16 protein-coding genes and 1 pseudogene are annotated in these 25,800 nt (G+C 61.1%); 10 read left to right on the plus strand and 7 right to left on the minus strand.

The window, feature by feature from the left end; all coding sequences use genetic code 11:
* Positions 1-10: 10 nt before the first annotated feature.
* The 5 genes from LKE65_RS08375 to LKE65_RS08395 all read right to left on the minus strand — a co-directional run bounded on the left by LKE65_RS08375 (position 11) and on the right by LKE65_RS08395 (position 6,929).
* Positions 11-1,351 carry a TldD/PmbA family protein gene (locus tag LKE65_RS08375; protein WP_086645456.1) on the minus strand — a complete coding sequence of 447 codons (1,341 nt, stop codon included), beginning with the start codon at positions 1,349-1,351 and terminating at the stop codon, positions 11-13.
* Positions 1,348-2,613 carry a M16 family metallopeptidase gene (locus tag LKE65_RS08380; RefSeq protein ID WP_278740972.1) on the minus strand — a complete coding sequence of 422 codons (1,266 nt, stop codon included), beginning with the start codon at positions 2,611-2,613 and terminating at the stop codon, positions 1,348-1,350. The genes LKE65_RS08375 and LKE65_RS08380 overlap by 4 nt, the downstream gene beginning before the upstream one ends.
* Before the next feature lie 66 nt (positions 2,614-2,679).
* A complete protein-coding gene (gene thrC / locus LKE65_RS08385) occupies positions 2,680-4,080 on the minus strand; it encodes a threonine synthase (protein WP_086645454.1) in 1,401 nt (466 codons plus the stop codon).
* 64 nt (positions 4,081-4,144) lie between these two features.
* Positions 4,145-5,296 carry an L-dopachrome tautomerase-related protein gene (locus tag LKE65_RS08390; protein ID WP_278740973.1) on the minus strand — a complete coding sequence of 384 codons (1,152 nt, stop codon included), beginning with the start codon at positions 5,294-5,296 and terminating at the stop codon, positions 4,145-4,147.
* A gap of 127 nt (positions 5,297-5,423) precedes the next feature.
* Positions 5,424-6,929 (minus strand): carboxypeptidase M32, encoded by a 1,506-nt coding sequence (locus LKE65_RS08395; protein WP_278740974.1) that lies wholly within the window; start codon positions 6,927-6,929, stop codon positions 5,424-5,426.
* A 150-nt stretch (positions 6,930-7,079) separates the two neighbouring features.
* Here LKE65_RS08395 and LKE65_RS13485 point away from each other — a divergent pair.
* The 4 genes and pseudogenes from LKE65_RS13485 to LKE65_RS08410 form a co-directional block, all read left to right on the plus strand.
* Positions 7,080-7,136 (plus strand): annotated as a pseudogene (locus LKE65_RS13485) (hypothetical protein); the annotation flags it as partial.
* A 25-nt stretch (positions 7,137-7,161) separates the two neighbouring features.
* Positions 7,162-8,961 (plus strand): tetratricopeptide repeat protein, encoded by a 1,800-nt coding sequence (locus LKE65_RS08400; protein ID WP_278740975.1) that lies wholly within the window; start codon positions 7,162-7,164, stop codon positions 8,959-8,961.
* A 15-nt stretch (positions 8,962-8,976) separates the two neighbouring features.
* A complete protein-coding gene (mutS, locus tag LKE65_RS08405) occupies positions 8,977-11,643 on the plus strand; it encodes a DNA mismatch repair protein MutS (protein ID WP_278740976.1) in 2,667 nt (888 codons plus the stop codon).
* A 46-nt stretch (positions 11,644-11,689) separates the two neighbouring features.
* Complete coding sequence (locus LKE65_RS08410) at positions 11,690-14,641, plus strand: [protein-PII] uridylyltransferase (RefSeq protein WP_278740977.1); 2,952 nt, start codon at positions 11,690-11,692, stop codon at positions 14,639-14,641.
* On the opposite strand, the gene LKE65_RS08415 is transcribed toward LKE65_RS08410, so the two are convergent.
* Positions 14,633-15,505, minus strand: a complete 873-nt coding sequence (locus tag LKE65_RS08415) for an NUDIX hydrolase (protein ID WP_278741818.1) — start codon at positions 15,503-15,505, stop codon at positions 14,633-14,635. The genes LKE65_RS08410 and LKE65_RS08415 overlap by 9 nt on opposite strands.
* Before the next feature lie 181 nt (positions 15,506-15,686).
* On the opposite strand from LKE65_RS08415, the gene LKE65_RS08420 reads away from it, so the two are divergent.
* The 4 genes from LKE65_RS08420 (at position 15,687) to fusA (ending at position 20,554) form a co-directional block, all read left to right on the plus strand.
* Positions 15,687-17,429 (plus strand): ABCB family ABC transporter ATP-binding protein/permease, encoded by a 1,743-nt coding sequence (locus LKE65_RS08420; protein WP_278741819.1) that lies wholly within the window; start codon positions 15,687-15,689, stop codon positions 17,427-17,429.
* Between the two features lie 64 nt (positions 17,430-17,493).
* Positions 17,494-17,808, plus strand: coding sequence for a hypothetical protein (locus LKE65_RS08425; RefSeq protein ID WP_165925432.1), 315 nt, complete (start codon positions 17,494-17,496; stop codon positions 17,806-17,808).
* Between the two features lie 120 nt (positions 17,809-17,928).
* Complete coding sequence (gene rpmB / locus LKE65_RS08430) at positions 17,929-18,234, plus strand: 50S ribosomal protein L28 (RefSeq protein ID WP_086645448.1); 306 nt, start codon at positions 17,929-17,931, stop codon at positions 18,232-18,234.
* Between the two features lie 232 nt (positions 18,235-18,466).
* Positions 18,467-20,554, plus strand: coding sequence for an elongation factor G (gene fusA / locus LKE65_RS08435; RefSeq protein ID WP_086645666.1), 2,088 nt, complete (start codon positions 18,467-18,469; stop codon positions 20,552-20,554).
* A 272-nt stretch (positions 20,555-20,826) separates the two neighbouring features.
* Here the strand turns inward: fusA and LKE65_RS08440 are convergent, their stop codons facing one another.
* Positions 20,827-23,625 carry a phosphoenolpyruvate carboxylase gene (locus LKE65_RS08440; RefSeq protein WP_278740978.1) on the minus strand — a complete coding sequence of 933 codons (2,799 nt, stop codon included), beginning with the start codon at positions 23,623-23,625 and terminating at the stop codon, positions 20,827-20,829.
* Between the two features lie 77 nt (positions 23,626-23,702).
* Here LKE65_RS08440 and LKE65_RS08445 point away from each other — a divergent pair, with 77 nt between their 5' ends.
* Positions 23,703-25,073, plus strand: coding sequence for a DUF445 domain-containing protein (locus LKE65_RS08445; protein ID WP_253528861.1), 1,371 nt, complete (start codon positions 23,703-23,705; stop codon positions 25,071-25,073).
* 261 nt (positions 25,074-25,334) lie between these two features.
* Positions 25,335-25,799, plus strand: coding sequence for an SUF system Fe-S cluster assembly regulator (locus LKE65_RS08450; protein WP_086645445.1), 465 nt, complete (start codon positions 25,335-25,337; stop codon positions 25,797-25,799).
* Position 25,800: the final 1 nt, after the last annotated feature.

Raw genomic sequence — 25,800 nt, forward strand, 5'->3', positions numbered from 1 at the left:
CGGCTAACAGTTATGCCCCGGCAGTATTCAGGACATCTGTGCGTAATGTGGGGGCGTCGGTGCCAAAACGGAATACCAGATCATCCGCTAATGTGATGGAAGCAAAAATTTCCAGCAGATTCCCCGCAAGGGTAAAGCCCGCTACGGGCTCGGCTATCTGGCCATCACGGATCATGAAGCCCGAGGCACCACGGCTGTAATCCCCGGTCAGGCCGTTAATGGAGGAGCCCATCATTTCCGTAATGTACAGCCCTTCCCGAATGTCGGCCATCAGGGCTGAGGGGGAAAGATGACCGGGTTCAAAGAACAGGTTGCTTGCCGAGGGACCGGGCGGGCTGGCCGTGCCGCGGGCTGCGCGGGCATTGCTTTGCAGGCCAAGCTGGCGCGCGCTCCGGCTGTCCAGCACCCAGGTTTGCAAAACGCCACCCTGTACGAGCGAGAGCGGGGCGACGGCCATGCCCTCTCCGTCAAACGGGCGGGAGCGCAGGCCTTTTATGCGGGTCGGGTCGTCGGTAATGCCAACCGAGCTGGCAAAAATGGCCTGCCCCATTTTGTCTTTAAGGAAGGATGTGCCACGGGCAATGGCGGTGCCCGTAATGGCCCCCACAAAATGCCCCAGAAAGCTGCCAGCAACCCGTGGATCAAACACAACAGGGTAGCGCCCCGTTTTGGGGCGGCTCGGGTTCAGGCGTGCAACTGCTTTTTGCCCGGCATTGCGGCCAAGTTCTGCCGCGTCCTTCAGGTCATGCAGCCAGACTGTGCCATGGTAGTCGTAATCACGCTGCATGCCATCTCCCGCACCTGCCAGAACACAGACAGAGTTGGAATGGCTGGTGCGGCTGTAAGTGCCCGCAAACCCGGCGGAGGTTGCCAGAGTAATGTCGGTGCGCCCCCAAGACGCACTGCTACCCGCACTGTTGGTCACGCCTTTTATGGCCAGTGCGGCTTCTTCCCCCGCCTGAGCGCGTGCGAGCAGGGCGGCTGTATCGGGCTCGGCCGGGTCTGCCAGTTCCAGAGCATTGGTCTGGAATGTGCCTTGCATGGCGTTGGGCGCAAGGCCTGCGTACTGGTCGTCGGGGAGCACGCGCGCCATGGCCAGAGCCTGCTCGACCAGCGCGCCAAACTTGGCCCGGTCCGGAGTGGTGGTGGAGACAATGGCGTTTTTGTTGCCAACAAAAACCCTCAACCCCAGATCGGTTGTTTCCGAGCGTTCCAGTTCTTCTGTCACGCCATTGCGCACACCAGCGCCTACAGCGGTACTGCTGACAAAAACGGCATCGGCGGCATCCGCACCACTGGTGCGGGCAAGCTTAACCAGATCGGCAATAAGGTCGAGGGGCTGTTGCGTCATGCTGCCAGTGTCTCCTTGATGCTTTGCAGGGAAGGAATGTGGCCGATGGGGCCAAGGGCTGCAAGTGTTGGCGTTCCGGCAAAAATGCGGGCTGCCGCACGGCAGATGTCCTCCCGCGTGACGGCTTCGATCTTGGCGACCGTTTCATGCGTGGGGATGACGCGGCCAAAAATCTGGAGTTGCCGTGCAATCTGCTCGCACCGGCTGCCCGTGCTTTCGAGCGACATGAGCAGGGAGGATTTAAGCTGCGCGCGGGCACGCACCAGCTCGTCCATGCTCACTTCCAGCTGGACCTTGCGCAGCTCTTCCAGCGTCACGGGAATAAGCTCTGCGCATTCCTTTTCCCCCGTGCCGGCATAAATGCCAAACACGCCGCCCCCTTCAAACGGGGCGTTAAAGGAATAAACCGAGTACACCAGCCCGCGTTTTTCCCGGATTTCCTGGAAAAGACGTGAGGACATGCCCCCACCCAGCAGGGTGGAAAGCAGCAGGGCTGCGTAATAGTCGGGGTCATGGTACCCGGTGGAGGGGAAGCCAAGCACAATATGCGCCTGATCCAGCTCCTTGATCTGGCGGAACTCGCCCCCGGCGTAGTGGGCGGCCTCCATGGCTGGGGCTTTGGTTGTGGGCAGGTGGGCAAAATGCTGCTCAACCTGCGCAACAACAGCCTGATGCTCCAGATTGCCAGCGGCGGCCACAATCATGTTCGCAGGGTTGTAGTGCGTGCGCATATACGAGGTAAGTGTGTCGCGCTGCATGCCCTTGATCAGCGCCTCGGTGCCCAGAATGGTGCGTCCCATGGGCTGGTTGGGAAACGCGGTTTCCTGAAAATGGTCAAAAACAACGTCATCCGGCGTATCGTTCGCCTGACCTATTTCTTGCAAGATCACGCCCCGCTCGCGTTCAAGCTCGGCGGCATCAAACGTGGAGTGGGTGAGAATATCGCCAATAATGTCGATCCCCAGCCCAAGATTTTCCTTGAGAAGCTTGACGTAAAAAACCGTCTGCTCGCGGGCGGTATAAGCGTTGATATGCCCGCCCACGTTTTCAATCTCTTCGGCAATGCGCAGGGCAGAGCGGCTGGTCGTGCCTTTGAAGGCCATGTGTTCCAGAAAATGGGATACGCCATTTTCCGCCGCGGTTTCGTTCCGGGTGCCAGCGGAAATATAGGCTCCGAAGGAAACGGTTTCCACACGGTCCATGCGTTCGGTCACAACGGTCAGGCCGGAGGGCAGGCGGGTGAGCTGGATGGGGTCTGTCATTCTTGTCCTGAAAAACAGCAGGGCTGCCGCGTGGGCAGCCCTGCAAAGGGGGAGGGTGTGTTTTACTTAGCCTGCGTTGGAAAGAACCGCCGCGCGGACTGCATCCTTGATCGCGCCTTCGGTCGCGGGGACCGTGCGGTAACGTTCCTCCCGCTCGAACAGGTCCGCCAGATGCACGGGGAGCGCAGGGTGAATACCCGTTGCGGCCACCATGGCGTCGGGGAACTTGGCCGGGTGTGCCGTGGCTTCGGCCACCATGGGAATACCCGGCTGGCGGAAGCGGCGGCCAGCGGCAATACCAATGGCGGAGTGCGGGTCGGCCATATAGCTGGACCGCTGGTGCAGGGTGCGGATCTCGGCCTCGGTCTGGGCATCATCCAGCGCCAGACCAGAGAACAGGGTGCGGGCGTTCTCCCAGACTTCGGCCGGTACGTCCATATGCCCCGTGCTGCGGAAGCCGGTCATGATCCGGGCGCAGGCCGGTGCATCCCGCCCGAGCAGTTCAAACAGCAGGCGTTCGAAGTTGGAGGAAACCTGAATGTCCATGGAGGGGGAGAGGCTGGGCACCACCCCTTTGATGGTCATGTCATTGGCGTTGAGGAAGCGGGTTAGAATGTCGTTACGGTTGGAGCCGACACAAAGCTGGCGGATGGGCAGGCCCATCTTGCGCGCAGCCCATGCTGCCAGAATATTGCCGAAGTTGCCCGTGGGCACGGCAAAGGAGACTTCACGCTCCGGTGCGCCCAGAGCAAGTGCCGCATGCACATAGTACGGGATTTGTGCGGCAATACGCGCCCAGTTGATGGAATTGACGGCAGAAAGGTGCATCTCCCGGCGGAAGGGAATATCCGCAAACAGGCTTTTTACCAGGTCCTGACAATCATCAAACGTGCCTTCAACCGCAAGGTTGGTCACGTTGGGTTCACGCACGGTGGTCATCTGCCTGCGCTGCACTTCCGATGTGCGGCCCTTGGGGTGCAGGATGATCACGGACAGGCGTTTGCGGCCCCGGCAGGCTTCAATGGCAGCGGAGCCCGTATCCCCCGAGGTGGCGCCGACAATGGTGACGTGCTCGTTACGCTGGGTCAGAACATGCTCAAAAAGCTGGCCAAGCACCTGCATGGCCATGTCCTTGAAGGCAAGGGTCGGGCCGTGGAACAGTTCCTGCACAAACAGCCCGTCCTCCACCTGTGTCAGCGGCACAATGGCGGGGTGGTCAAAACCGGCATAGGCTTTGGCGCACAGGGTTTTGAGCGTGTCTTCGTCAATGTCGGAGCCGGTAAAGCGGGCCAGAATACGGGCGGCCAGCTCCGGGTAGGGCAGGGCACGCATGGCCTGCCACTCGGCTAGTGAGAATTCGGGCCATGTCTGTGGCAGATACAGCCCGCCATCTTCGGCAAGGCCACTCAGCAGGACATCGGAAAAAGAAAGAACGGGAGCATTCCCGCGTGTGGAAATGTAGCGCATGAGGGCGTTTATATCCTGAATGACGGATGCCGCGAAGTGGCTTGTACGATAATTTCGGCAGTGCCTAGCCCGGCGGGGGTGTTGTGGGCAGGGTCAGCTCGTAAATGGTGATCGGCCATGTAATGGTGGCCGAGGGTGCGCCAAAAGCCGTGCTGTGGTTGAGCTGGCTGGCGGAAACATACAGGTGCCCGTGCCCGTCCAGCCCCGGTGTGGTGGGCCATTGCAGGCGCGGGTCGGTTATCAGCCTGCGTGGCACCCGCCCGGTGGTGTAGCTGAGAATACTCGATGTTGTGATGTCGGCCCAGTAAAGCGTGCCGTCATTATCAATGGTCATGCCGCCGAGCGATGGGGTTTTGAACCACTGTGTCACGCTTTCCTCAAACGCGGCGGGGGTTATGTCGGGGTCGGTAAAAATGGCGGTGGACACGCGGGAGAGGTATTGCCCCGGAGCCTGCAGCACAATCCACGTGCCATCGGGGCTGACTGCAACCATGCTGGCATCCACGGCTGCGTAACGGCCTGTGTTGTCCCGCACCGGGCCGGTGGGCGTTACAATCGGGCGGCTGGCAATAAGGTCGGGGTGGTGGTCCAGAAAGCGCCGGGCTGTGGCGGTGGCAATGTCAATCACCAGCAGGCCCGCAACGCCTGAATCGGGCACGTAAGCCGTAGTGCCATGCACGGCAATGCCCGACAGAATACTCCCCGGCCGCAAGGCGCTGGCCTGTACGGGCACCGTGCGGAGTACGGTATTGGTACCAGGGTCAATTTCCACCAGTTTGGGGGCGGCTACGGGCGGGCTCTTGCGGTTTGTCACGCCGCTGTCGAGCACCCATATGTGGCCGTCCGCGGTTCTGGTCAGCCCGCCAAGGGCTACAAACCGGGTTTGTGCATCCCCTTCGGGCGCGTTCCATGCAGCATTGGGCCATGCGGCCAGTTGCCCGTTTGTGTCCCGCACAAAAAGCTGCGGGCCGGTGTTGCCAACCCATGCCGGGGCTTCCAGCAGCATGCGTCCGTCAGGCAGGGGGAGCACTGCATCCCATATCTGGCTGCTGGACTGCATGAAGGGCTGGAGCGCACTGGCAGGCAGTTCCGCAACCTTGGGCATGTGCAGCGCCCATGCCGGGGCGCTGGCCTGCGGGAGAGCAAACAACGCTGCCAGCAGGCCAAAAGCCGCGCGGCGATTGGGGGCGTAAGAGCGGGGGATAAGAACAGTCATGCGCGCGGGCACCCGGTTGGTGGAGAGTCAGGCATAAAAACGTGGGCAGGAGTTTCCGCCCCACAGGCGGGCCTTGCAAACGCCTTGTGTGCAGGGCCGGTTTGTTGTGGGTGTGGTGCGCTGCCTTTTACGCATCGGGTGCGCGCTCAAGGTAACGGCGGCGGATATGGGTCAGGTAGGCCGTGGCGTCCAGCGGTTTGCCGGTGGCATCCTGTATGATCCGGGGCATGCTGGCACTGCGCGCGCGGTCATGAACATTCTGGCGCAGCCATGCCAGCAGGGGGGCAAAATCCCCCTGGCCAATGGCGGGCAGAATGGCCGGGTTGGCTTTGCAGGCCGCGTTGCGCAACTGGGCTGCGGTCATGGCACCAAGGGCATAACAGGGGAAGTAGCCGAACAGCCCCGCAGGCCAGTGAATATCCTGCAAGCAGCCGCGCCGGTCATCTGGTACGCGCAGGCCCAGCAGGGCGTGCAGGCGGTCATTAAAGGCTCCGGGCAGGTCGGCCAGTGCCAGATCGCCCGAGATCAGGGCTTTTTCCAGTTCGTAGCGGACCAGAATATGGGCGGGGTATGTGACCTCATCCGCATCTACCCGAATAAAGCCGGGTTCAACATGCGTCAGGTGCCGGTGCAGGCTGGCTGCGTCCCATCCGGGGGTGGTGTCCGCCACGCCAAAACTGTTGCGCACCTGCGGAGCCAGCCAGTTTGCAAAGGTGAGGGAACGGCAGAACTGCATTTCCATCAGCAGGGACTGGCTTTCATGCAGGGTCATGCCGCCGGACTGGCCCACAGGCTGGCTGGCCCATTCGGCAGGGAGCCCCATTTCATACAGGGCATGGCCTGTTTCGTGCAGCACACCCATCATGGCGGGAATAAAATCCGCCTCCACGTAGCGGGTGGTCAGGCGTACGTCGTGGGTCGCACCACCGCAGAACGGGTGCGCGCTTACGTCCAGCCTGCCGCGTGTTACGTCAAACCCCATATGGTGCATCAGGCGGCGGCCCAGAGCTTCCTGCCGTGCAATGGGGAATGGACCTGCGGGGGGCTGAAGGGCTGGCAGGCTGGCCTGCTGTTCCAGCACGGAGCCAATCAGTTCAGGTAGTTCTGCGGCCAGAGACGTAAAAACAGGGTCAATGTCCGCCTGCCGGGTGCCGGGGTCAAAACTGTCGAGCAGGGCATCGTAGTCAGTCAGCCCCATGGCCTCGCCCGTGGCTACGGCGGTCGCACGCGTCAGGCGCAGCACTTCTGCCAGATGCGGCTCAAGGCTTTTAAAGTCACTTTCCTCACGCGCGGTACGCCATGCCATTTCGCACCGTGCCGTAGCCTGTGCGCTGGCTTCCACCAGCTCACCCGGCAGGGCGGTGGCCTGAGTGTGCTGCCTGCGCATCTGCTCCAGATTGGCAGCGCGCCACGGATCATCCCCCGCATCGGCCTCGGCCAGCAGGTCTGCCATAACCGGAGCGGTCAGGATTTCGTGGCGCAGCCCTTCCAGCATGGCCAGATTATCCGCCCGGCGCTCGGCAGCGCCCGATGGCATCATAACTTCCTTGTCCCACCCCAAAATACCAAGGGCATCATTGAGGGAGGAAAGGCGCGCAAAGTGGCGTTCGAGGGAAAGATAGGCTTTGTTCATGCAGGGGATGCTACAGCATCATGCCGGCAAACAAAATGTGTCTGATCGGGCATATCCACCTTTCAGGCCGGGTTTGGCTGCAAAATTAAAGGGGCAGACCGCGTGAACGGGAAAAAAACGGATCAGGACCCTCCGCTGGCGCCGGCGGATATGGCGCTGGCCTGTCTGGCGCGGGGGGATGCCGAGCAGGCCGAATCCCTTTTGCGCGAGCATTTGCGCCTTAATCCAGGGGATGCACAGGGCTGGCACGCCATGGCCTGTATTGCCCGTGCCGGGGGGGAATGCAGCGGCCGCAGTAGCCCTTGCGGGCAAGGCGGTGGAGCTGGCGGGGGAGCCGTTTTTTTATATTACGCTGGGCTTGGCCCTGCTGGAACTGGGGCATGTGGAGCAGGCGCGGGCGGCGGCCAATGTGGCCGTGCTTGCAACCCCCGCAGACCCCCGCGCGCATGACGCCATGGGCCAGATACTGGAAAAGGCAGGCAGCCTGCCCGAGGCCGAGCAGGCCTTGAAAAAAGCACGTACCCTGCGCCCGCTGGAGCCGGCGCGGCACATGGCGCTGGCGGCCTTTCTGGCCCGGCATGGGCGGGTGGAGGAGGCAATCAGCCTGTCCGCCCGTGCACTAAGGCTGGCGGGGGAGGATGTTGCCGCCCATAACCTGCATGCCATGCTGCTTGAGCGTGCCGGGCGCATGGGGGAGGCGGAACCGCATTTCCGGTATGTGGCGCAGGCCATGCCGGATAACCCGCAGGCTCTGGCAAACCACGGGGCAGCCCTGTTTGCCATCCGGGATTATGAGGGAGCGGAGCAGGCCTTGCGCCTGTCAGCCGCGCTGGCCCCGGATGTAGCGGAAACCCTGACAAATCTGGGGCTTGTGCTTATGGCGCAGGGCCGGTTGCACAGTGCCGGGCAGGCGCTGGAAGCCGCCTACAGGCAGCGCCCGGATGATGCCCGGCTAGCACTTAATTATGGCACGGTGCTGATGGACCTTGGCCATACACAAACCGCGCGGGACCTGTTTACACAGGCCATGCAACGGGCCACCACGCTACAGGACCGGGCACGTGCAACGCTGGACCTTGCCGGCCTTTGCCTGTCTGTCGGGGAGTTTGCGCAGGGGTGGGCGCTGTTTGAGGCACGCCGGGACCTGCTGGCACCCCCACATTGTGTAGCCAGCATGGCGCAGTGGGATGGGCGCGCCACAACAGGTGCCGTGCTGCTCTATGCCGAGCAGGGGCTGGGCGATGCCTTGCAGTTCCTGCGCTATGTGGGGCTGGCGGCCCAAAGGGCACGGGTTAGCCTGCTGGTGCCCCAGAGTATGCGCGCGCTTGTGCGTTGCCTGCTTCCCCAATGGGGTGGGCGTGTGCAGCTTTGCCTGCCGGAACAGGCAAGCCACGCGGAGGCATGTTGCAGCCTGTTAAGCCTGCCCCAAAGGCTTGGGGTGGCAAGCCCTTTTGCCTGGCAGCCTGACCTTGCATGTTTTGCAGGGTCAGTTACGCCATGTGTGGGGGAGGGGGTGCGGGTGGGGCTGTGCTGGTCGGGTAACCCAAGCTACCAGTTTGACCGCAGGCGCTCGCTTGCTCCAGCCCTGCTGGGCGGGCTGTCTGCTGTAAAAGGCGTGAGTTTTCAGGCTTTGCAGCCCTGTTCGCGGCCGGAGGATGTGCCGCTACCACTCAGCCCCCTGCCAGCGGGGGATCTGCTGGCCACGGCCCGGCTTATAACCGGGTTGGATGTGGTGGTGAGTGTGGACACCATGATTGTTCATCTGGCGGGGTTGCTGGGCAAACCCACCCTGTTGCTGAACCGGTATGCAGGGGACTGGCGCTGGGCTGCGGCCTCTACCCTTCCTGCAGGGGGTACGGTCTCCCCCGGTGCGCTGGAGCGCAGCGTGTGGTACCCTTCGGTCCGGATTGTCCGGCAGCCTGCCCCGGAGGGGGATGTTCCCAGTTGGCACCACCCGCTTGCAACGGCCGTACACTGGCTGGAGCAGGCAGTGCTATGCAAAGAGCAGGGCGGTTGCTCCCACGAATTGTAGCTTTATGATGCAGGCATGACACGTATCTCTCCCGATGGCGCTACGCCAGCCATGGCGCAGTGGTTTACGCTCAAGGCGGAAAATCCCGAAGCCCTTCTGTTCTTCCGCATGGGCGATTTTTACGAACTGTTTTTTGATGATGCCACGGCAGCCGCCGCCGCGCTGGATATTGCCCTGACCGCCCGTGGCAACCATGGGGGCGAACCCATAGCCATGTGTGGCGTGCCCGTGGCTGCGGCCCCGGCCTATCTGTCTCGCTTAATCCGCCGGGGGTTCCGGGTTGCGGTGGCTGAACAGACGGAGGTGCCGCGCAAAGGGCGCCCCGCCAGCAAAGGGCCACTGGCACGTGGCATTGTGCGGGTGGTAACGCCCGGAACGCTCACGGAGGATGAACTGCTGGAGCCCGGCCGCTCCAACCTGCTGCTCGCACTGGTCTGCCCCGCTGGGGCAGATAAAGGCAAACGCCGCAAGGATGCCCCGGCCGAAGGTGCAGGCCCGCTTGGCGCTGCGTGGATTGACGTATCCACCGGCCTGTTTGAGACAGCAAGCCTGCCCGCCACTGCCTTGCCCGCCCTGCTGGGGCGTTTGGACCCGGCGGAAATTCTGGCCAGTGCCGCCGTGGAACTGGGCGATTATGAAGCCCGGCGCGCGCCCGAGGCCACATTGCCCGCCCCCGGCAGTGCCCGCCAGCGCCTTGCTGCGGCCTTTGATGTGGCGAGCATTGAAGCCTTTGGCACTTTTTCGGACGAGGAGAGCGTGGCCGCAGCCATGGCGGTGGACTATGTGCGCCGCTCGCAGGCTGGCAAACTGCCCCGGCTGGCCCACCCTATTGCACAAAGCCAGAATGGCGTGCTGGGCATAGACCCGGCCACCCGCGCCAGTCTGGATATTTTGCGCGCGCGCGATGGCGGGGTGGAACACACCCTGTTTACAGCCATTAACCGCACGGTTAGCGCTGCCGGGGCGCGCATGCTGGCGGAATGGCTGGCCTCCCCGCTGACGGAGGTAACAGCGATTGCCGCCCGGCAGGAGGGCTGGTGGTGGCTCAAGAACCACGCAGCCCGTTGTGCAGCACTGCGCGATGCGCTGAAAAAAGCGCCCGATATTGCCCGTGCGCTGGGTAGGCTCTCGCTCGGGCGGGGGCTCCCGCGTGATATGGCCGGCATACGCGATGGGCTGCATGCCGCGCGTGAGGCTGCCCGTATTCTGGCAGGGCCCGATGGAGGGGATGCCGCTCAACTCCCCACGGTTCTGGCCCATGCCATGGGCTGGCTGGGTGCGGCCCGTGCGCTGGAGGCCGAGTTGCACATGGCACTGGCGGAGGAACTGCCCGCCCGGCTTGATGATGGTGGCGTGATTGCCGCAGGCTATGATGGGGAGCTGGATGAACACCGCGCCCTGCGCGATAACTCGCGCCGCCTGATTGCCGCCTTGCAGGCGGAGTATGCAACCCGGTTTGGGGTTTCCAACCTTAAGATCCGCCATCACGCCCAGCTTGGCTACGTTATGGAAGTGCCTGTGGGGGCCAGTGCGCGGCTCAAGGATAATCCCGACCTTATTCTGCGGCAGGGCACGGCCAGTACAGCCCGCTTTGCCACGGAGGAGCTGGCCAGCCTGAACGTGCGCATTACCGAGGCGGCAGAAAAAGCCGCCCAGCGCGAAAAGCAGGTGTTTGCGGAGCTAACGGCCAAGGTGCTGGCCGAGCGGGAACTGCCCGAACTGGCACAGGCACTGGCGGTGCTGGATGTGTTGCAGTCCTGTGCGGCACTGGCCACGGGTGGAACATGGTGCAGGCCCGACGTGCGTGAGGATACGGCGTTTGACCTGCAAGGCTGCCGCCACCCTGTGGTGGAGGCGGCCCTGCCGCGGGGCGCGCGCTTTACCCCCAATGGCTGCGTACTGGCCCCAGAACGCCGCGTTATGCTGCTGACAGGGCCGAACATGGCCGGTAAATCCACCTTTTTGCGGCAGACGGCGCTGGCGGTCATTCTGGCACAGGGGGGCTTTCCCGTAGCGGCGGATTCCGCACGCATCGGGGTGGTGGACCAGCTGTTCTCGCGCGTTGGCGCATCGGATGATCTGGCGCGCGGGCGCTCCACTTTTATGGTGGAAATGACCGAAACAGCCGCCATTCTCAATCAGGCGGGGCCGCGCTCGCTTGTGGTGGTGGATGAGATCGGGCGGGGGACCGCAACGCTGGACGGGCTGGCCATTGCCTGGTCGGTGCTGGAGGCCCTGCATTCAACGGTGCGCTGTCGTGCAATTTTTGCAACCCACTTCCACGAACTCTCGCGGCTGGTCGATACGTTGCCCCGTTTGTGCCTGCATACAATGGCAGTGCGGGAGTGGCGCGGGCAGATCGTTTTTTTGCACGAAGTGCTTGCAGGATCAGCAAAAAAAAGCTGGGGTGTGCATGTGGCGCGGCTGGCTGGCGTGCCCGTAAGCGTGGTGGAGCGGGCCGGCCGCCTGCTGCGTGAACTTGAGCGTGCTGAAAATACCATACCCGAACCATTACCGCTTTTTGACACACAGAAGACATTACCCCCACCATGCGAAAATACGTTAAAGAAACGATTGATGGAGATTGACCCGGACAGTCTGACCCCAAGGGCCGCGCTGGATATGCTGTACGACCTGCGCAGGCTGGCCGGGCAGGATACAGACACATCTGCTGCCGGCTGATCCCCTCCAACCCCCGACCGTTCCCAGGAGCTGAACCCGTAACCCTATGCCCACCTCTTCCGCACAGGCTGCCGCCGGGCAGCAAACCGACATGTCCGTTCTGGCGACCCTGACGCCAGAAGCCCTTGCCGCATGCCTGACGCGGGAGTTGAGGGACGCCACACCAGATGATGCCGCCATCCCCCCAAGGGATGAGGCCGTGGCTATTTTCCGGCGGCATCTGGGGCGTTATCAGGCGGATGTTCGCAAACGGTTTGAGCAGTATGAACTCAAGGGGGCTGCAGCTGCCAAAACCCTTGCGACCTTTGCCGACGTTATGCTGCGCGCCATTGTGGACTTGGCCGTGCGGGCGACCACAGTGGACGAACCACCTGCCATGGGGGGGCGGTCGGGGTTTGCCGTGGCAGCAACAGGCGGGTACGGGCGCGGGCTGCTGGCACCGTTCAGTGATATTGACCTGCTGTTCCTGATCGCGCAGGGCGCGGGTGAGCGTGCTCACCCCGTAGTGGAATATGTGCTGTATTTTCTGTGGGATCTGGGGGGCAAGGTTGGCCACGCCACCCGCACGATAGATGAATGTATTGCCGAGGCATCCAAGGATACCACGGTCCGTACCGCCCTGCTGGACGCACGTCTGCTGGATGGGGATACAGCCCTGTTTGCCATGTTCGAGGCCCGCTACATCCTCTCCTGCGTGGAAGCAGGGGCTGCGGGCTTTATTCATGACAAACGGCGCGAGCGGCTGGAACGGCACCGCAAGTTTGGGGATAGCCCCTATCTGGTCGAACCCAACATAAAGGAAGGCCGGGGCGGGCTGCGGGACCTGCAAACCCTGTACTGGATGTGCCGCAACACCTTTGGCACCCGCCATGTGCGTGACCTGCTGGCCCCGGAATTTATATGGATGGGCCTGCTGACCGAGCAGGAAGCCGCGCGTGCCCGCCGGTCGTGGGACTTCCTGTGGACCGTGCGCCTGCACCTGCATTACGTGGCCGGGCGGGCGGAAGAACGCCTGACCTTTGACATGCAGCCCGTTATTGGCGCGCGTATGGGCTACACCCGCCACGGCCGCCAGAACGGGGTGGAGCGGTTTATGCGCCACTACTTCCTGACCGCGCGGGAAGTCATGCGTCTGACCCATGTGCTCGAACCCGCCGTGCTGCGGCAGGCGCAGGGCCCGGTGGCCAATGCCGCCAAACCGGATGAAGCCATGCGTGAGGCAGGCTTTACCCTGCTTGACGGGCAGATCCTGCCCGACCGGGGCGTGTCCTTTGATCAGGACCCCATTAAAATGATGCAGATTCTGGACTGGGCGCGCCTGCGCCGCCGTCCACTGCACCCGCTGGCGCGGCACCAGCTTATCCGGTGGGAGCGCCGGGCCATTACCCTGCGGGACAACCCCGAGGCCGCGCGCATCTTCCTCGACCTGTTGTGTGGAGACACGGCAGAGGAGGAGCAGCGCCCGCGCAGGCGTGGGGCGGCCCTGCCTCCGCCAGCTCCTACGGAGGAGAACTCACCGGTTTATTCCGCCGCGTATGGCAGCCATCCGCCATCGGGTCATTCCTACTGGCTCCATATCCTGAACGAGACCGGGATTTTTGGCCGCCTTATTCCCGACTGGGCGCGTATTGTCGGGCAGATGCAGTTTGACACCTACCATGTGTTCACGGTGGATGAGCATACGGTAGAAGCTATTCGTATTCTGGACGAAGTGGCCGCCGGACGCATGGCGGACGAAATTCCCATTGCATATGAGCTGATCAAGGGCCTGCATTCGCGCCGAGCGTTGTATATGGCCGTGCTCCTGCATGACGTGGCCAAGGGGCGCGGCGGGGATCATTCGGAAATCGGGGCTGAAATTGCCGCCGAACTCTGCCCCCGCCTAGGCATGTCGGGGGAAGAGACGGAAACAGTCTCATGGCTGGTTCTGCACCACCTCCTGCTCAGCCATACCGCCTTCCAGCGTGATATTGACGACCCCAAAACCATTCTGGACGTTGCGGATATTGTGCAGTCCCCCGAGCGGTTGCGTCTGCTGCTGCTGCTGACCATTGTGGACATGCGCGCGGTAAGCTCGCGCGTGTGGAACGCGTGGAAGGCAACCTTGCTGCGGGAGCTGTACCTGCGTGTGGCGGAAGTTCTGGCCGGTGGCCTTTCCACCACCGAGCGCGATGTGCGCGTGCGCCACGCCAAGGACGTAACAGCCGAAATTCTGGGTGAAGAAGGTGTGCCCCAGCGTGACATCGAACACTTTCTGGGACTGGGTTATGCAGGGTACTGGCTGTCGTTCGATTACGAGACCCACAGCCGCCATGCCCGCCTGATCCGTGATGCAGATGCGCGTAGCGCCCCCCTTACGGTGGAGGTTCTGCCCCTGCCAGCGCGGGGTGTGACCGAGGTTACCGTCTATACGGTGGACGTACCGGGCCTGTTTTCCAAGATTGCAGGGGCGCTGGCGTTGGCCGGGGCCTCCATTGTGGATGCGCGCATCCATACCATGACCCACGGCATGGCGCTCGATACGTTCTGGATTCAGGACACATCAGGCCAGGCGTATGAAGAAACACACCGTCTGGCGCGCCTGACATCCCTGATCGAGCAGGGGTTAAGCGGGCAGCTTGATATTGGGGCCGAAATTGCACGGGCAGGTTTTGGCCATATGCCGCTGCGCATGCGGGCCATCCATGTGCCCCCACGGGTGGTGGTGGATAATGGCGTGTCCAACACTTACACGGTTATCGAGGTTAACGGTCGCGACCGCCCCGGCCTGCTGCATGACGTTACCGCAGCCATGAGCCGGGAGAACCTCCAGATCGCCTCTGCCCATATTACCACCTACGGCGTGCGGGCGGTGGACGTGTTTTACGTCAAGGACCTGTTCGGCCTGAAGATTACGGACAAGAAGCGGCTGGAGGAAATCCGTGAACGTCTGCTGGCCGGGTTGAAGGAGGCGGAGGCCGAGGCATCCGCCTGTGCTAACGCCCGCTACTCAGCCTGAAGTTACGCTCCGGCCCGGGCTGGCGGGCGATAGCCCTTTGTCCAGCCCGGTACGTAGTTCCATGCCCTGTGGGCTGGTAGGGTCAATCAGCCCGGTGCGCAGGAACAGGTCGATCAGCACCAGATTGACGTTGAACTTGAACTCATCCGTATCCCGCACAATGCGGTAAGCCTCGCTCAGCGGGATCAGGGCAAAGCTTTCTACCTCGCCATCGGCGGCGGTCGGCTCAAAGCTTTCGGGTAGGTACAGGTCGTAGCAGTATAAAATATCACGTCGCAGCCCTTCGGGGCGGTTCAGGGCATAGACCAGCCGCCCGGCCTGCACGGCCTCCTCCGCCAGTGGGCCGGGTATGCTGGCTTCTTCTGCGGCTTCCTTGACCAGTGCCTCACGCGGGGTGTGGCCTGCGGGCATGCCGCCTGCCACCAGATGGTCCAGTTTGGAAGGGTCCAGCCGTTTGTTGGCTGCCCGCCGCCCGGTCCACAGGTGCAACCCATCTACCTTGCGGACAAGGCCGTTCATATGCACACCCGTTGCCACAAACCCGAACAGGGGCAGCGCTCCGCGGTCTATGCGGCCTACAACGGGCTGGTCCATGTCGGGATAAACATCAAACAGTTCATGGTGGGATTTGTAAAATCCTTCTCTGGCAAGCTCTTCCCCCAGTGCTTCAAGCCCCTTGGGGTGGGGAATGTTAAAGCCCTTGTCTGGCGAGCCAAAGCCAGCCTGCTCCATACGGGTGAACAATTCGGGCGCCAGCCAGCCAGAAGGCGTGCCGCCAAGGGCAAGGGGGGCGCGCCCACCCGGAAGAGTAGCCGTGTTGCAGTCCGTCAGATGGCGGAGGAACGGGTTGGCATGGGAAGGCATAAGGGCAAAGGTCCTGTTCTTGCTGTGCCAGACACGAATGCTGTTATCGGGGCATAAAACGGGCATGGCAAGGTGGCAGGGGGTTGCAAAAACTGCCTGACGTGCCACATCCGGGGGCATGTCCCCCCGTAGAGCAGTGTCTGGCCCACTCAATAGGCCGGTTTCCTATACTTTTGCCCGTTTGTTGCCCTATCTGTGGCCGCAGGAGAACAAGGCCCTGCGCTGGCGTATGGCGCTGGTGCTGGTTGTTCTTGTGGCCGGAGAGCTGGCTACGCTGTCTGTGCCCATTGTGTATAGCAAGGTGGTGGACAGGTTTGTGCACCCCAACAGTCTGGCCATGGCACCGGCACTTCTTATCCTGTGCTACGGGCTGGTGCGCCTTGTATCCGGCGCGTTGACCAACCTGCGGGATTCCCTGTTCGCACCCGTGCGCTTCCGTGTGGCACGGCAGGCAGCCTATCGCAGCTTTGCGCATATGCATAAGCTTTCCCTGCGCTTCCATCTGGACAGGCGCACAGGGGGCGTTACGCGCGCTATAGAGCGTGGCACGGAGGCGGTGGAAACGCTTTTGCGCATGCTCATGTCCCTCTCGCCCACCATTTTGCAGGCCTTGCTGGTGATGGGGGTGATCTGGCGGCTGTTCAACTGGACTTATGTGCTCATGATCGCGCTCATGATCACGGCCTATATTGTGTTTACGGTCCGCTTCACCTCGTGGCGGCTGGGTATCCGCCGCCGTATGAACGACACCAACACCGAGGCGTCTGGTCGGGCGCTGGACAGCCTGCTCAATTACGAAACCGTAAAATATTTTGGCAACGAGGAGCATGAGGCTCGGCGGTACGACAACGCACAGGCCCGCTACGAAAAAGCGGCCATGAAAACCCAGTACTCGCTAGGGGTGCTCAACTTCGGTCAGGCCGCCATTATTGCCATATCCCTTGCCGCAATCATGCTGCTGGGCGGGCATGATGTGGAGGTGGGGCGTATTACGGTGGGTGAGTTTGTTATGGTCAACACCTACCTGCTCCAGCTTTATGGCCCGCTCAATTTTCTGGGTTCCGTGTATTCGGGTATCCGCACCGCTCTGGTCGATCTGGAGCATATGCTCAGCCTGACGGAAGAGGTGGTGGAAGTGGCAGACCCGGCCAGTCCGCTCCCCATTGCCACGCGTCTGGCGGACTCTGCTCCGGCGCAGGTGGCGTTCCGTGATGTGCACTTTGGCTACCGCCCCGAGCGGGAGATATTGCACGGCGTCAGTTTTGATGTGCAGCCGGGGCACAAGGTGGCCATTGTGGGGAGCACGGGGGCAGGTAAATCCACCATAAGCCGCCTGCTGTTCCGTTTTTACGATACATGGTCCGGCGCGGTTCTGGTGGATGGGCATGACGTGCGCTCATACCGTCAGGCGGACCTGCGTGCGGCCATAGGCGTTGTCCCGCAGGATACCGTGCTGTTCAATGACAGCATAGGCTACAACATCGCCTACGGGCGTCTGGGGGCTACGCCCGAACAGGTGGAGGAAGCTGCCCGGCTGGCCCAGATCCATGATTTTATCATGACCCTGCCCGAAGGGTACGAAACACAGGTGGGTGAGCGCGGCCTCAAGCTCTCCGGTGGGGAAAAACAGCGCGTGGCCATAGCCCGCACGATTTTGAAAGACCCACGCGTTCTTGTGCTTGACGAGGCTACCAGCGCGTTGGACACACATACGGAAAAAGAAATTCAGGCAGCGCTTAAAACCGTTTCCGCCCACCGGACAACCCTTGTGATCGCTCACCGGCTCTCCACTGTTGTGGATGCGGACGAAATTCTGGTCATGGGGCAGGGGCTGGTTGTGGAGCGCGGCACGCATGCGCAGTTGCTGGCGGCACAGGGCCAGTACGCAGCCATGTGGGCTGCACAGGCCACGGGGGAGGGCTGACCTGCTGATTGTTGCCATCCCGCCGAATCCGGCAGATGCTGCACAGAACGTAAGGAGTAAAAACATGGCGGATAACCACGCACACGCCACGACTGGGGCGGAAAATGCAGCACATGCCGGGCAGCGCCCCGAAGTGCCCGAAGATCTTGCTCGCTGCGCAATGGTGATCGAACACGCCATTGACCATTTGCGGAATGAGAAGTTCCCGCCACTGGCTGTGGCCTCGGCATTGCTTGGCGGATCGCTGGGTGTGATGGCCCGCAGCATGGACAAGGAAACCATCCTGCGCATTCTCGACTCTGCCGCGCAAAGCGTGCGTTTGGGTGATGTTCACGCCTCCGTTCTGGCCGATGGTGGTGAGGAAAGCGAGAAAGCCTGAGCTTCAACCCTTGACTGAGGGCGATGGCTAATGTCATAAGCCGCGCCAATCCTGAATGTGGTCGCCGGGCGTTTGTCTCGGCCCTCTAGTTCCTTTTTTGTTTAAGACAAGGATGAGACAATGTCCCGTCGTTGCCAGATCACCGGCAAAGGCGTGCTGACCGGAAATAACGTCAGTCATGCCAACAACAAATCCCGTCGTCGCTTTCTGCCCAACCTGCAGGAAGCTTCCCTGACGTCCGAAATCCTGGGCTCCGCCGTTCGCATGCGCGTTAGCGCACGTGGCCTGCGGACCATTGAACACAATGGTGGTCTGGATTCCTTCCTGCTGAGCACGCCTAACCGCAAGCTCCCCACGGAAGCACAGGTCATCAAGCGTCGCGTTCTGCGCGTGCAGGCCAAGAAGCAGGCTGCCGCAGGCGTCTGATTCAGGGCTTTGTCTATTCCGTAGGAACCGGGGTCTGCCACATTAGGTGACAGAACCCGGTTTCTGCGGTTCAGGCGCCTGCCACTCCTTGTCAGGCGCTTTTGTCTATCGGCCGGTGTCCGGCAGCCAGCTTTCTGAAAGCAATAATTTTCAGGGGGCGTTCAAGGCGTTCGGCGGCCACAGGCGCGAAGGTTTGTTCCTGTCGCGCCTTACCTGTTTTCTGGAGGTTTTCGTGTCCGCCACAACTGATCTGTCCAAGATCCGTAATATCGGTATCACCGCGCACATTGACGCGGGTAAGACAACCACGACCGAACGCATTCTGTACTACACCGGCGTGTCCCACAAGATTGGTGAAGTGCACGAAGGTAACACCACCACAGACTACATGGCCCAGGAACGTGAGCGTGGTATTACCATCACCTCCGCCGCCGTGACCTGTGACTGGAAAGATCACCGGATCAACATCATCGACACCCCCGGACACATCGACTTCAACATCGAAGTGAACCGCTCGCTGCGCGTGCTCGATGGTGCCGTGTTCATCATCGAAGGTGTTGCCGGTGTTCAGCCGCAGTCTGAAACCAACTGGCGTCTGGCTGACCGTTACAACGTTCCGCGCATCATCTTCATCAACAAGCTCGACCGTACCGGCGCAGACTTCTACCGTGCATTCGACACGCTGAAGGAAAAGCTGGACATCGTTGCTATCCCCCTTCAGCTGCCGATCGGTGCGGAAGACCAGTTCCTCGGCGTTGTCGATCTGGTGGAAATGAAGGCCATCATCTGGGAAGGTGGTGAACTGGGTGCGAAGTTCCACGACGAAGAAATTCCTGCCGATCTGAAGGAAAAGGCTGCCGAAGCACGCCAGAACCTGCTGGACACGGCCCTGGCTGTTGATGAAACCGCCATGGAAGAATACTTCGAAAAGGGCGACGTTTCCGTTGAAACCCTGAAGCGCTGCATCAAAAAAGGCGCCATTTCGGGTGAATTCCGTCCGGTTCTGTGTGGTACGGCCTTCAAGAACAAGGGCGTGCAGCCCCTGCTCGACGGGATTGTTGACTACCTGCCCGCTCCTAACGACGTTGAAGGCATTCGTTGCGCTCCGCCGGAAGGTGAAGAAGAAAACGAAAGCGCACAGCCCATCCTACCGGTTGACCCCGATGGCAAGTTTGCTGGTCTGGCGTTCAAGATCATCAACGACAAATACGGCACGCTGACCTTCGTGCGCGTCTACCGTGGCGTTCTCAAGACCGGTGACACCGTTCTGAACACCACCAAGGGCCACAAGGAACGTATTGGCCGCATCTATCAGATGCACGCTGACAAGCGCGTGGAACTGAGCGAAGTGCACGCTGGTGATATTGCTGCGTTCGTGGGTCTGAAAGACTCCCAGACGGGTGACACGCTGGCCGATCCTTCCGATCCGGTTGTTCTGGAACGTATGTCCTTCCCGGTTCCGGTTATCGACATCTCCGTTGAGCCGAAAACCAAGGACGCAGTGGAAAAGATGACACTGGCCCTGCAGAAGCTGGCTGGTGAAGATCCCTCCCTGCACCTCAAGACCGACCAGGAAACGGGCCAGATCATTCTGTCCGGCATGGGCGAGTTGCATCTGGACATCATCATCGACCGTCTGCGTCGTGAATATGGTGTGGATGCAAACGTGGGTGCGCCGCAGGTTGCATACCGCGAAACCATCTCCAAGCCGCACACGGAAACCTACACCCACAAGAAGCAGTCTGGTGGTTCGGGTCAGTTCGCAGAAGTGAAGATTTCCTTCGAGCCGGTTGAACGGAACGAAGGCATCTCGTTCGAGAACAAGGTTGTTGGTGGTACCGTGCCGAAGGAATACATTCCTGCGGTGGAAAAAGGTATCCGCATGCAGTCTTCCACAGGTGTTCTGGCTGGATTCCCCACGGTTGACTTCAAGTTCACCCTGCTTGACGGCAAATACCATGACGTTGACTCGTCTGCGCTGGCGTTTGAAATCGCTGCAAAGGCCTGCTTCCGTGAAGGTATGAAGAACGCCGGTCCGGTTATTCTGGAACCGATCATGGACGTGGAAATAACCACTCCGAACGATCACGTTGGTGACGTGGTGGGCGATCTTAACCGCCGCCGTGGTATGATCCAGAGCCAGGAAACCTCGGGTTCCACGGTTATGGTTCGTGCCCATGTGCCGCTGAAGGAAATGTTCGGTTACATTTCTCACCTGCGTTCCATGACCAAGGGCCGTGCGTCCTTCACCATGCAGTTCCATCACTATGATCCGGTGCCCCGTAACGTGGCAGACGAAATCATGGCGCAGTCCCGCTAAGTTTTTCATCCTTCGGGTTGGAAAAACAACAAGGCCGCCTCCCTTCGGGGAGGCGGCTTTTTTGTTGCGTGCGTATCGGGACAGCACAAAGCCATACGCCGGGTTGAGTTCTGTATTTTGGAAGAGGAAAAAGGGAAGGGAGCGCTGGCTCCAGTTCCCATTATAGCAGCATCGGAGTGCCGCATGCTCCTCCCGGAGGAGGAGGTAGTCTGTGTGTTGGTCAGGCTCTGTGGCGGCAAACGGTGGTGCGCTTGCCGCCCGGATAGGAGCTGTTAGCCAAACTCACCAATATCATGCATGAGCGCTACGCTGATCTCGCGCAGGAGATCGAACATCTGGCCCATGGGGGTAAAGATGTCGCGGTGTTCGCGCACGTAAATGCCTTCTTCACGCGGGCCACGTGGCTCGTGGAAATCCAGATCGGATGGTCCGGTGCCTGTGGGGAAGATGAACTTCATTTCCTTCAGAACCGTAGGAATATCCAGACACAGGATATGCTGCATCATCATCTCGTGGTTGAAACCACCGCGCGGCATGAAGAAGGGGATACGGCACGCCAGCAGCCAGATGCGCTCGATCAGCATGATCCGTATGGCATGGAGCAGACGAATGCGTGGCTCCGTGCGCGGGGCATGCTGCCATGCTTCACGCAGGGCCAGATGATCGGCCTGAATGCGGCGGAACATGGTATGCAGTTCCGCAGAGAGGTTCAGGCCTTCCAGCCCCCCCATAAGGGCCAGAAAAGCTTTCTGCCGTTTGGGAGATGTTTCTTCCGTTGCGCGGTCCAGCCAGAAGCCGGGGTCCAGCATACACACAACGCTCTTGAGCACCTTGTCATCCGAGCAGGCAAGGGCATGGCGGGCAAAGTCCAGCGCGCGGTGGAAGCGGGGGCTGGAGGTGTTGAGTGTTTCAAATGTTTCGGGGTGGCGCTGGGCGGCTGCCCCCAACCCCTGCAAGGTATTGGCGCACCAGCCAAGCTGCTGGAGAATGGCGTTGTTGGGGATGGCCCGCAACTGGCTGGGGTGCGTGATCCGGCTACGGGTTGCTGCCTCCGCACTTTGCCGTGCGGGTGGGCGGGAGCCGGTGCGATCAATCAGGGATGGGCCAAAAGCCCCCAGCAGGGCCGCGTAGCCGGGGTCAGCGACCAGCCCTTTCATGTTGTCGATCACGCTGGAGAAGAAGTCGGCCGAAAAGTCCGGATGGTCGTAAATAGGGTCACTTTTCTGCTGGTCGCTCAGGAACAGGTTTTCCGCAATGGTTGCCATGGTGGCGGTGGCCAGTTCCGGGCTGCCGAACAGCAGGTAGCCATCTCCACCCTGAAAAGCGGTTTCCTCGCGGCAGTGGATGTTCGAGCTTTCAAAGCGCTTCCGCACATGGGCGGGGGAGAGGTAGTCCAGCCGGTCTGCCATGCGGAAGGGGTGTGCGCCACGGCCTATGCTTTCGCCGTGCGTGTCAAAGAATACGACTTCAACATCGCTCAGGTCCCAGCGTACCAGCAGGTCATGGATGTGTAGCCGCAGCCGTTCGATCTGGTAGGAGGCCGCGAGCTGGCCAATATAACGCCCGGAATCCGAATAGCCGAACTGGAAGCATATCCGCCCGACGCGGCGCACGTAATCGCGCCATGTGGGGGAGCGGAGCGCTTCCTCCACAATGTGTTCGCCTTTGACCAGAGCATCTTCTGTTTCAAACAGCGGCGAAATTTCAATACGGTCGGCAACTCCAAAATAGGTTGCAATCCAAAGGGCCGTCAGCAGGGTGTAACCGGTTTCGGTCTCGGCAATCAGGAAGCGGACGGGAGTATCGGAATCCACGTATTTGACAATCTGGGCGATTGTCATCATCAGCCGCCCGGCCGATGAGGGGTCGCTGAGCAGGGCGCCAAAGTCCACCGGTACGGGGGTTACGCTTTCCAGCGCATCGTTCACACGGTTGAGCAGGGCGCGGCGCTGGGCCGGGTTGGTCGGGTCGTCCAGCAGGTTCAGCTTCTGGCGGACAAAGTTATGGATCTGGCTGGCGTTCAGCCGGACATGGGTGTGCGCCAGCCCAAGGCCGTGGGCCATAAACCCGGCCCGTGCCACCGCAAGGGGGAGCTGGGCGGAAGGGGGGGCGTTTTCAATAGCGGTCTGCAACAGCGCGTTCAGGTCGGATGCGCAGGTCAGTGCTGTTGTGCGGCCATTTACCAGCAGTTCGGCAAAACGGGCTACCGCCTGCCCATCCGTTGCACCGTTAGGGACTGCGCTAATCTGGGCTTTAACGCAGTCTATGGCTTTTTGGAGTGTCTCTGTCAGTTCGGGGGCCAGAACGCCCTCGTGGGTAATCTGGCGTTCGAGCCGCATGAGCTGGAACAGCTTCATGCGCAGGCGCAGGCGCAGGGTGTCCCACCAGCCTATGTCCGTGCGGCCATCCGTATCGTAGCCCACCCAGCTTGTGGCAATGACCGGGCGGGGGGAAAGGGTGGTCCACTCCTGCGGCCAGGTGTTTTTGGCGGTGGTGAGCAGGGCGGCGTTAAGCTGGTCTATGGCATCCCGCGCACGGGTAATGGCCTGCACGGCCAGCGTGAACTCTTCCTCCAGCGTTGGGTGAACGCTGCGGCGGTGGGTTGCAAAAAACGGTGCGGTTTCGGGCGGAATATCACGCGAGGCACTCTGGGCCAGTGCTTCGTACACCGAGTTGCTCAGGGCAAAGGTCGGGTGAGCCGTAAATACAGCGGCAAAACGGATGGAGGAAACAAGCTGGCTATACGCCGCAAAGGAGGGCGTGGGCAGGCTGGCGCAAAGCTGCTCGGCAACATGGCGCAGCTTGTCCTGTGCGGTATCAAGCGTGGCACCGCCCACATAGCGGTGCAGGTGGCGTGAGCGGTTTAGAAAAGCCTGATCGCGCAGGGTACGCACCAGCTGGGTGACATCCTCAAACGTGATTGTCCCACTTTCCAGTGCATCACTGAGCCGCAGGGCCGTGCCCATAACGGGGTTGGTGCCTTCCGCCGGAGTGCCGGTAGAGGACATGTTGGCAATGGAGGCGAGCACGCTCCCGATGCGAGGGGGAAGGGTAGAAAAATCCGTGGTCATGGCGCGCTCTATATCCTTGCGGATTGAATCGGAAAAGAAACAAAACGTTCGGGCAACAATTTATTCGCCAGCTTTTCATGTCTGCTTTCTGTGCGCAACCGCCTCACGCACACTTGGGGTGGCGGTGGGGGAGTGCTATTCATGGTTCCATGACAGCGCATACCGACACGGAAGCAGACATTGCCGCCCGGCAGACACTCCGGCGATACCAGAATGCAGCCACAGGGCTGCTGGTTGCCATGGGGGGGATGACTGCTCTGGGCTATGCCGCCCCGGCTGCGGGCTGGGTAAAGGATGGTTTTTTTCTGGAAATGTTCCGCGCCGGTGCGCGGGCCGGTGTAGTCGGGGGGGTAGCCGACTGGTTTGCGGTTGTGGCCCTGTTCCGCCACCCGTTGGGGCTGCCTATTCCGCACACCGCCATTCTGCCCGCGCAAAAAGACCGTCTTGCCCGCGCCCTTGGGCGGTTTGTGGCCAGTCAGGTGTTTACCGCCAAGGAGGTCGAGCGTGTGCTGGCCAAGGTGGATGTACCCGGCTTTATTGCCAATCTGCTGGAAGACCCCGCAACACAGGATGCGGTGGTGGGGGCCATGGCGCGCTCCATGCCGCAACTGCTGGATCGGTTGGAAGATGGCAGGGCCAGCAACGCCATAGGCCGGATTATGCCGGGCCTGCTGGGTGGGAGCGACCTGTCCCCCGTTATTGCCAAGGCGTTGCGCAGCCTGGTTGATGATGACCGGCATCAGGAGGTGCTCTCCTACTTCCTCAGTCAGCTCAAGGACGGGCTGAAGGCCAAGGAAGGCGCTCTGCGCGACATGATTGAAGACCGCGTGCGGGAGCAGGGGGGGCGTATTCTGGGCTGGGCCATTGGGGGTTCGATTGCCACCAAGGTGCTGAGTGCCGCAGCACAGGAACTGGACCGAATCGATCCGGAAAATTCCAGCCTGCGCGAAGGCTTTACAAGCTGGGTGAGACTCCAGATCGACCGGATAGAAACAGACCCAGAGCGTGGGCGGGAGTTTACGCAGGCTGTGACCTCCGTGCTGTCGCACGAAAGTGTTGTGGGCTGGTGGGGGGACATCTGGCTACGCTTCCGCCGCATGGTGGAGGCCGATGTGGAGGACCCGCAGGGACGCATTGCCTGCCTACTGCGGGATGCACTGGCGCGTATGGCCGGCCAGTTGCGGAATGACGAGGTATTGCGCCAGCGCATTGTGGAGCGTGTGGACAGCACAATTGGCAAGGCCCTGCCGTTTGTGCGCGACCAGATGGCCGAATTTATTGCCCGCGTTGTATCGGGCTGGAACGCGGTGGAAATTGCAGAAAAGCTGGAGCTGCGTGTGGGCAAGGACCTCCAGTTCATTCGTTTTAACGGCACACTGGTCGGGTTTGCGGTTGGGGCGCTGCTGTTTGCCATTCTCCGGCTGACATTCGGGATTAACGCGCAGTAAGTCCTGTTTTCGTGTCTGGTGGTGCAGGGCGAGGCAAAAGTTAGCCGCATGGCACTTGAGCGGATATGGAAAGGCTTGTGCCGCAGGGATAGGCGTAAGCTTGGTTAAAGGCAGTTCTGCGGGGAACCGCAGATCACATATGCGTTGAAAGGCTGGAGTGGGCTGCCTGTAACAGGACGTTTTGGGTTGACGTTGGCAACGCTTGTCGCCATGTATCCGAAACAGGACCATTCAGGTCTTTAATTAGGTGAAAGCCGGATTATGCTGAAACTTTCCCGTCTGGCGGACTATGCGATCGTCATACTTGTTAAACTGGGGGAACAGGACGGTGTGGTGACATCCCCAGCCCTTGCCGCCATTACGGGTGTGCCTGAACCCACGGTTGCCAAGGTGCTCAAGGTTTTGTCAGCCCATGGTTTTGTGCTCTCCCAGCGTGGCGCAAAAGGTGGTTATCGTCTGGCCCGGTCCCTGGCGGATATGTCTGTTGCCAGTGTGATTGCCGCAGTTGATGGCCAGATCGCCCTGACCGCCTGTGTTGGCGGGCGTGAGTGCGATACCGGTCTGTCCTGCGGTTTGTGTGGTAGCTGGGACGTTATCAACACGGCAATACGCTCAACACTGGAGGGAATCTCGCTGGAAAGCATGCGCCCCAAGGAGGCATGCTCCACGGTTCTCTCCCAGATCAACAAGCTCAACGCGACCCACACAGTACGGGAAGGGGCCTGAA

The organism is Acetobacter fabarum (assembly GCF_022483405.1).
GTDB lineage: Bacteria > Pseudomonadota > Alphaproteobacteria > Acetobacterales > Acetobacteraceae > Acetobacter > Acetobacter fabarum.

What these genes read in the sequence shown, in the direction of transcription:
- LKE65_RS08410 (WP_278740977.1), top strand. Translation starts at nt 11,690, where the DNA reads ATGCCCACCTCTTCCGCACAGGCTGCCGCCGGGCAGCAAACCGACATG.
- rpmB (WP_086645448.1), top strand. Translation starts at nt 17,929, where the DNA reads ATGTCCCGTCGTTGCCAGATCACCGGCAAAGGCGTGCTGACCGGAAAT.
- mutS (WP_278740976.1), top strand. Translation starts at nt 8,977, where the DNA reads ATGACACGTATCTCTCCCGATGGCGCTACGCCAGCCATGGCGCAGTGG.
- LKE65_RS08425 (WP_165925432.1), top strand. Translation starts at nt 17,494, where the DNA reads ATGGCGGATAACCACGCACACGCCACGACTGGGGCGGAAAATGCAGCA.
- thrC (WP_086645454.1), bottom strand. Translation starts at nt 4,080, where the DNA reads ATGCGCTACATTTCCACACGCGGGAATGCTCCCGTTCTTTCTTTTTCC.
- LKE65_RS08400 (WP_278740975.1), top strand. Translation starts at nt 7,162, where the DNA reads ATGCACAGGGCTGGCACGCCATGGCCTGTATTGCCCGTGCCGGGGGGG.
- LKE65_RS08440 (WP_278740978.1), bottom strand. Translation starts at nt 23,625, where the DNA reads ATGACCACGGATTTTTCTACCCTTCCCCCTCGCATCGGGAGCGTGCTC.
- LKE65_RS08445 (WP_253528861.1), top strand. Translation starts at nt 23,703, where the DNA reads ATGTCTGCTTTCTGTGCGCAACCGCCTCACGCACACTTGGGGTGGCGG.
- LKE65_RS08450 (WP_086645445.1), top strand. Translation starts at nt 25,335, where the DNA reads ATGCTGAAACTTTCCCGTCTGGCGGACTATGCGATCGTCATACTTGTT.
- LKE65_RS08380 (WP_278740972.1), bottom strand. Translation starts at nt 2,613, where the DNA reads ATGACAGACCCCATCCAGCTCACCCGCCTGCCCTCCGGCCTGACCGTT.
- LKE65_RS08395 (WP_278740974.1), bottom strand. Translation starts at nt 6,929, where the DNA reads ATGAACAAAGCCTATCTTTCCCTCGAACGCCACTTTGCGCGCCTTTCC.
- LKE65_RS08390 (WP_278740973.1), bottom strand. Translation starts at nt 5,296, where the DNA reads ATGACTGTTCTTATCCCCCGCTCTTACGCCCCCAATCGCCGCGCGGCT.
- LKE65_RS08415 (WP_278741818.1), bottom strand. Translation starts at nt 15,505, where the DNA reads ATGCCTTCCCATGCCAACCCGTTCCTCCGCCATCTGACGGACTGCAAC.
- LKE65_RS08375 (WP_086645456.1), bottom strand. Translation starts at nt 1,351, where the DNA reads ATGACGCAACAGCCCCTCGACCTTATTGCCGATCTGGTTAAGCTTGCC.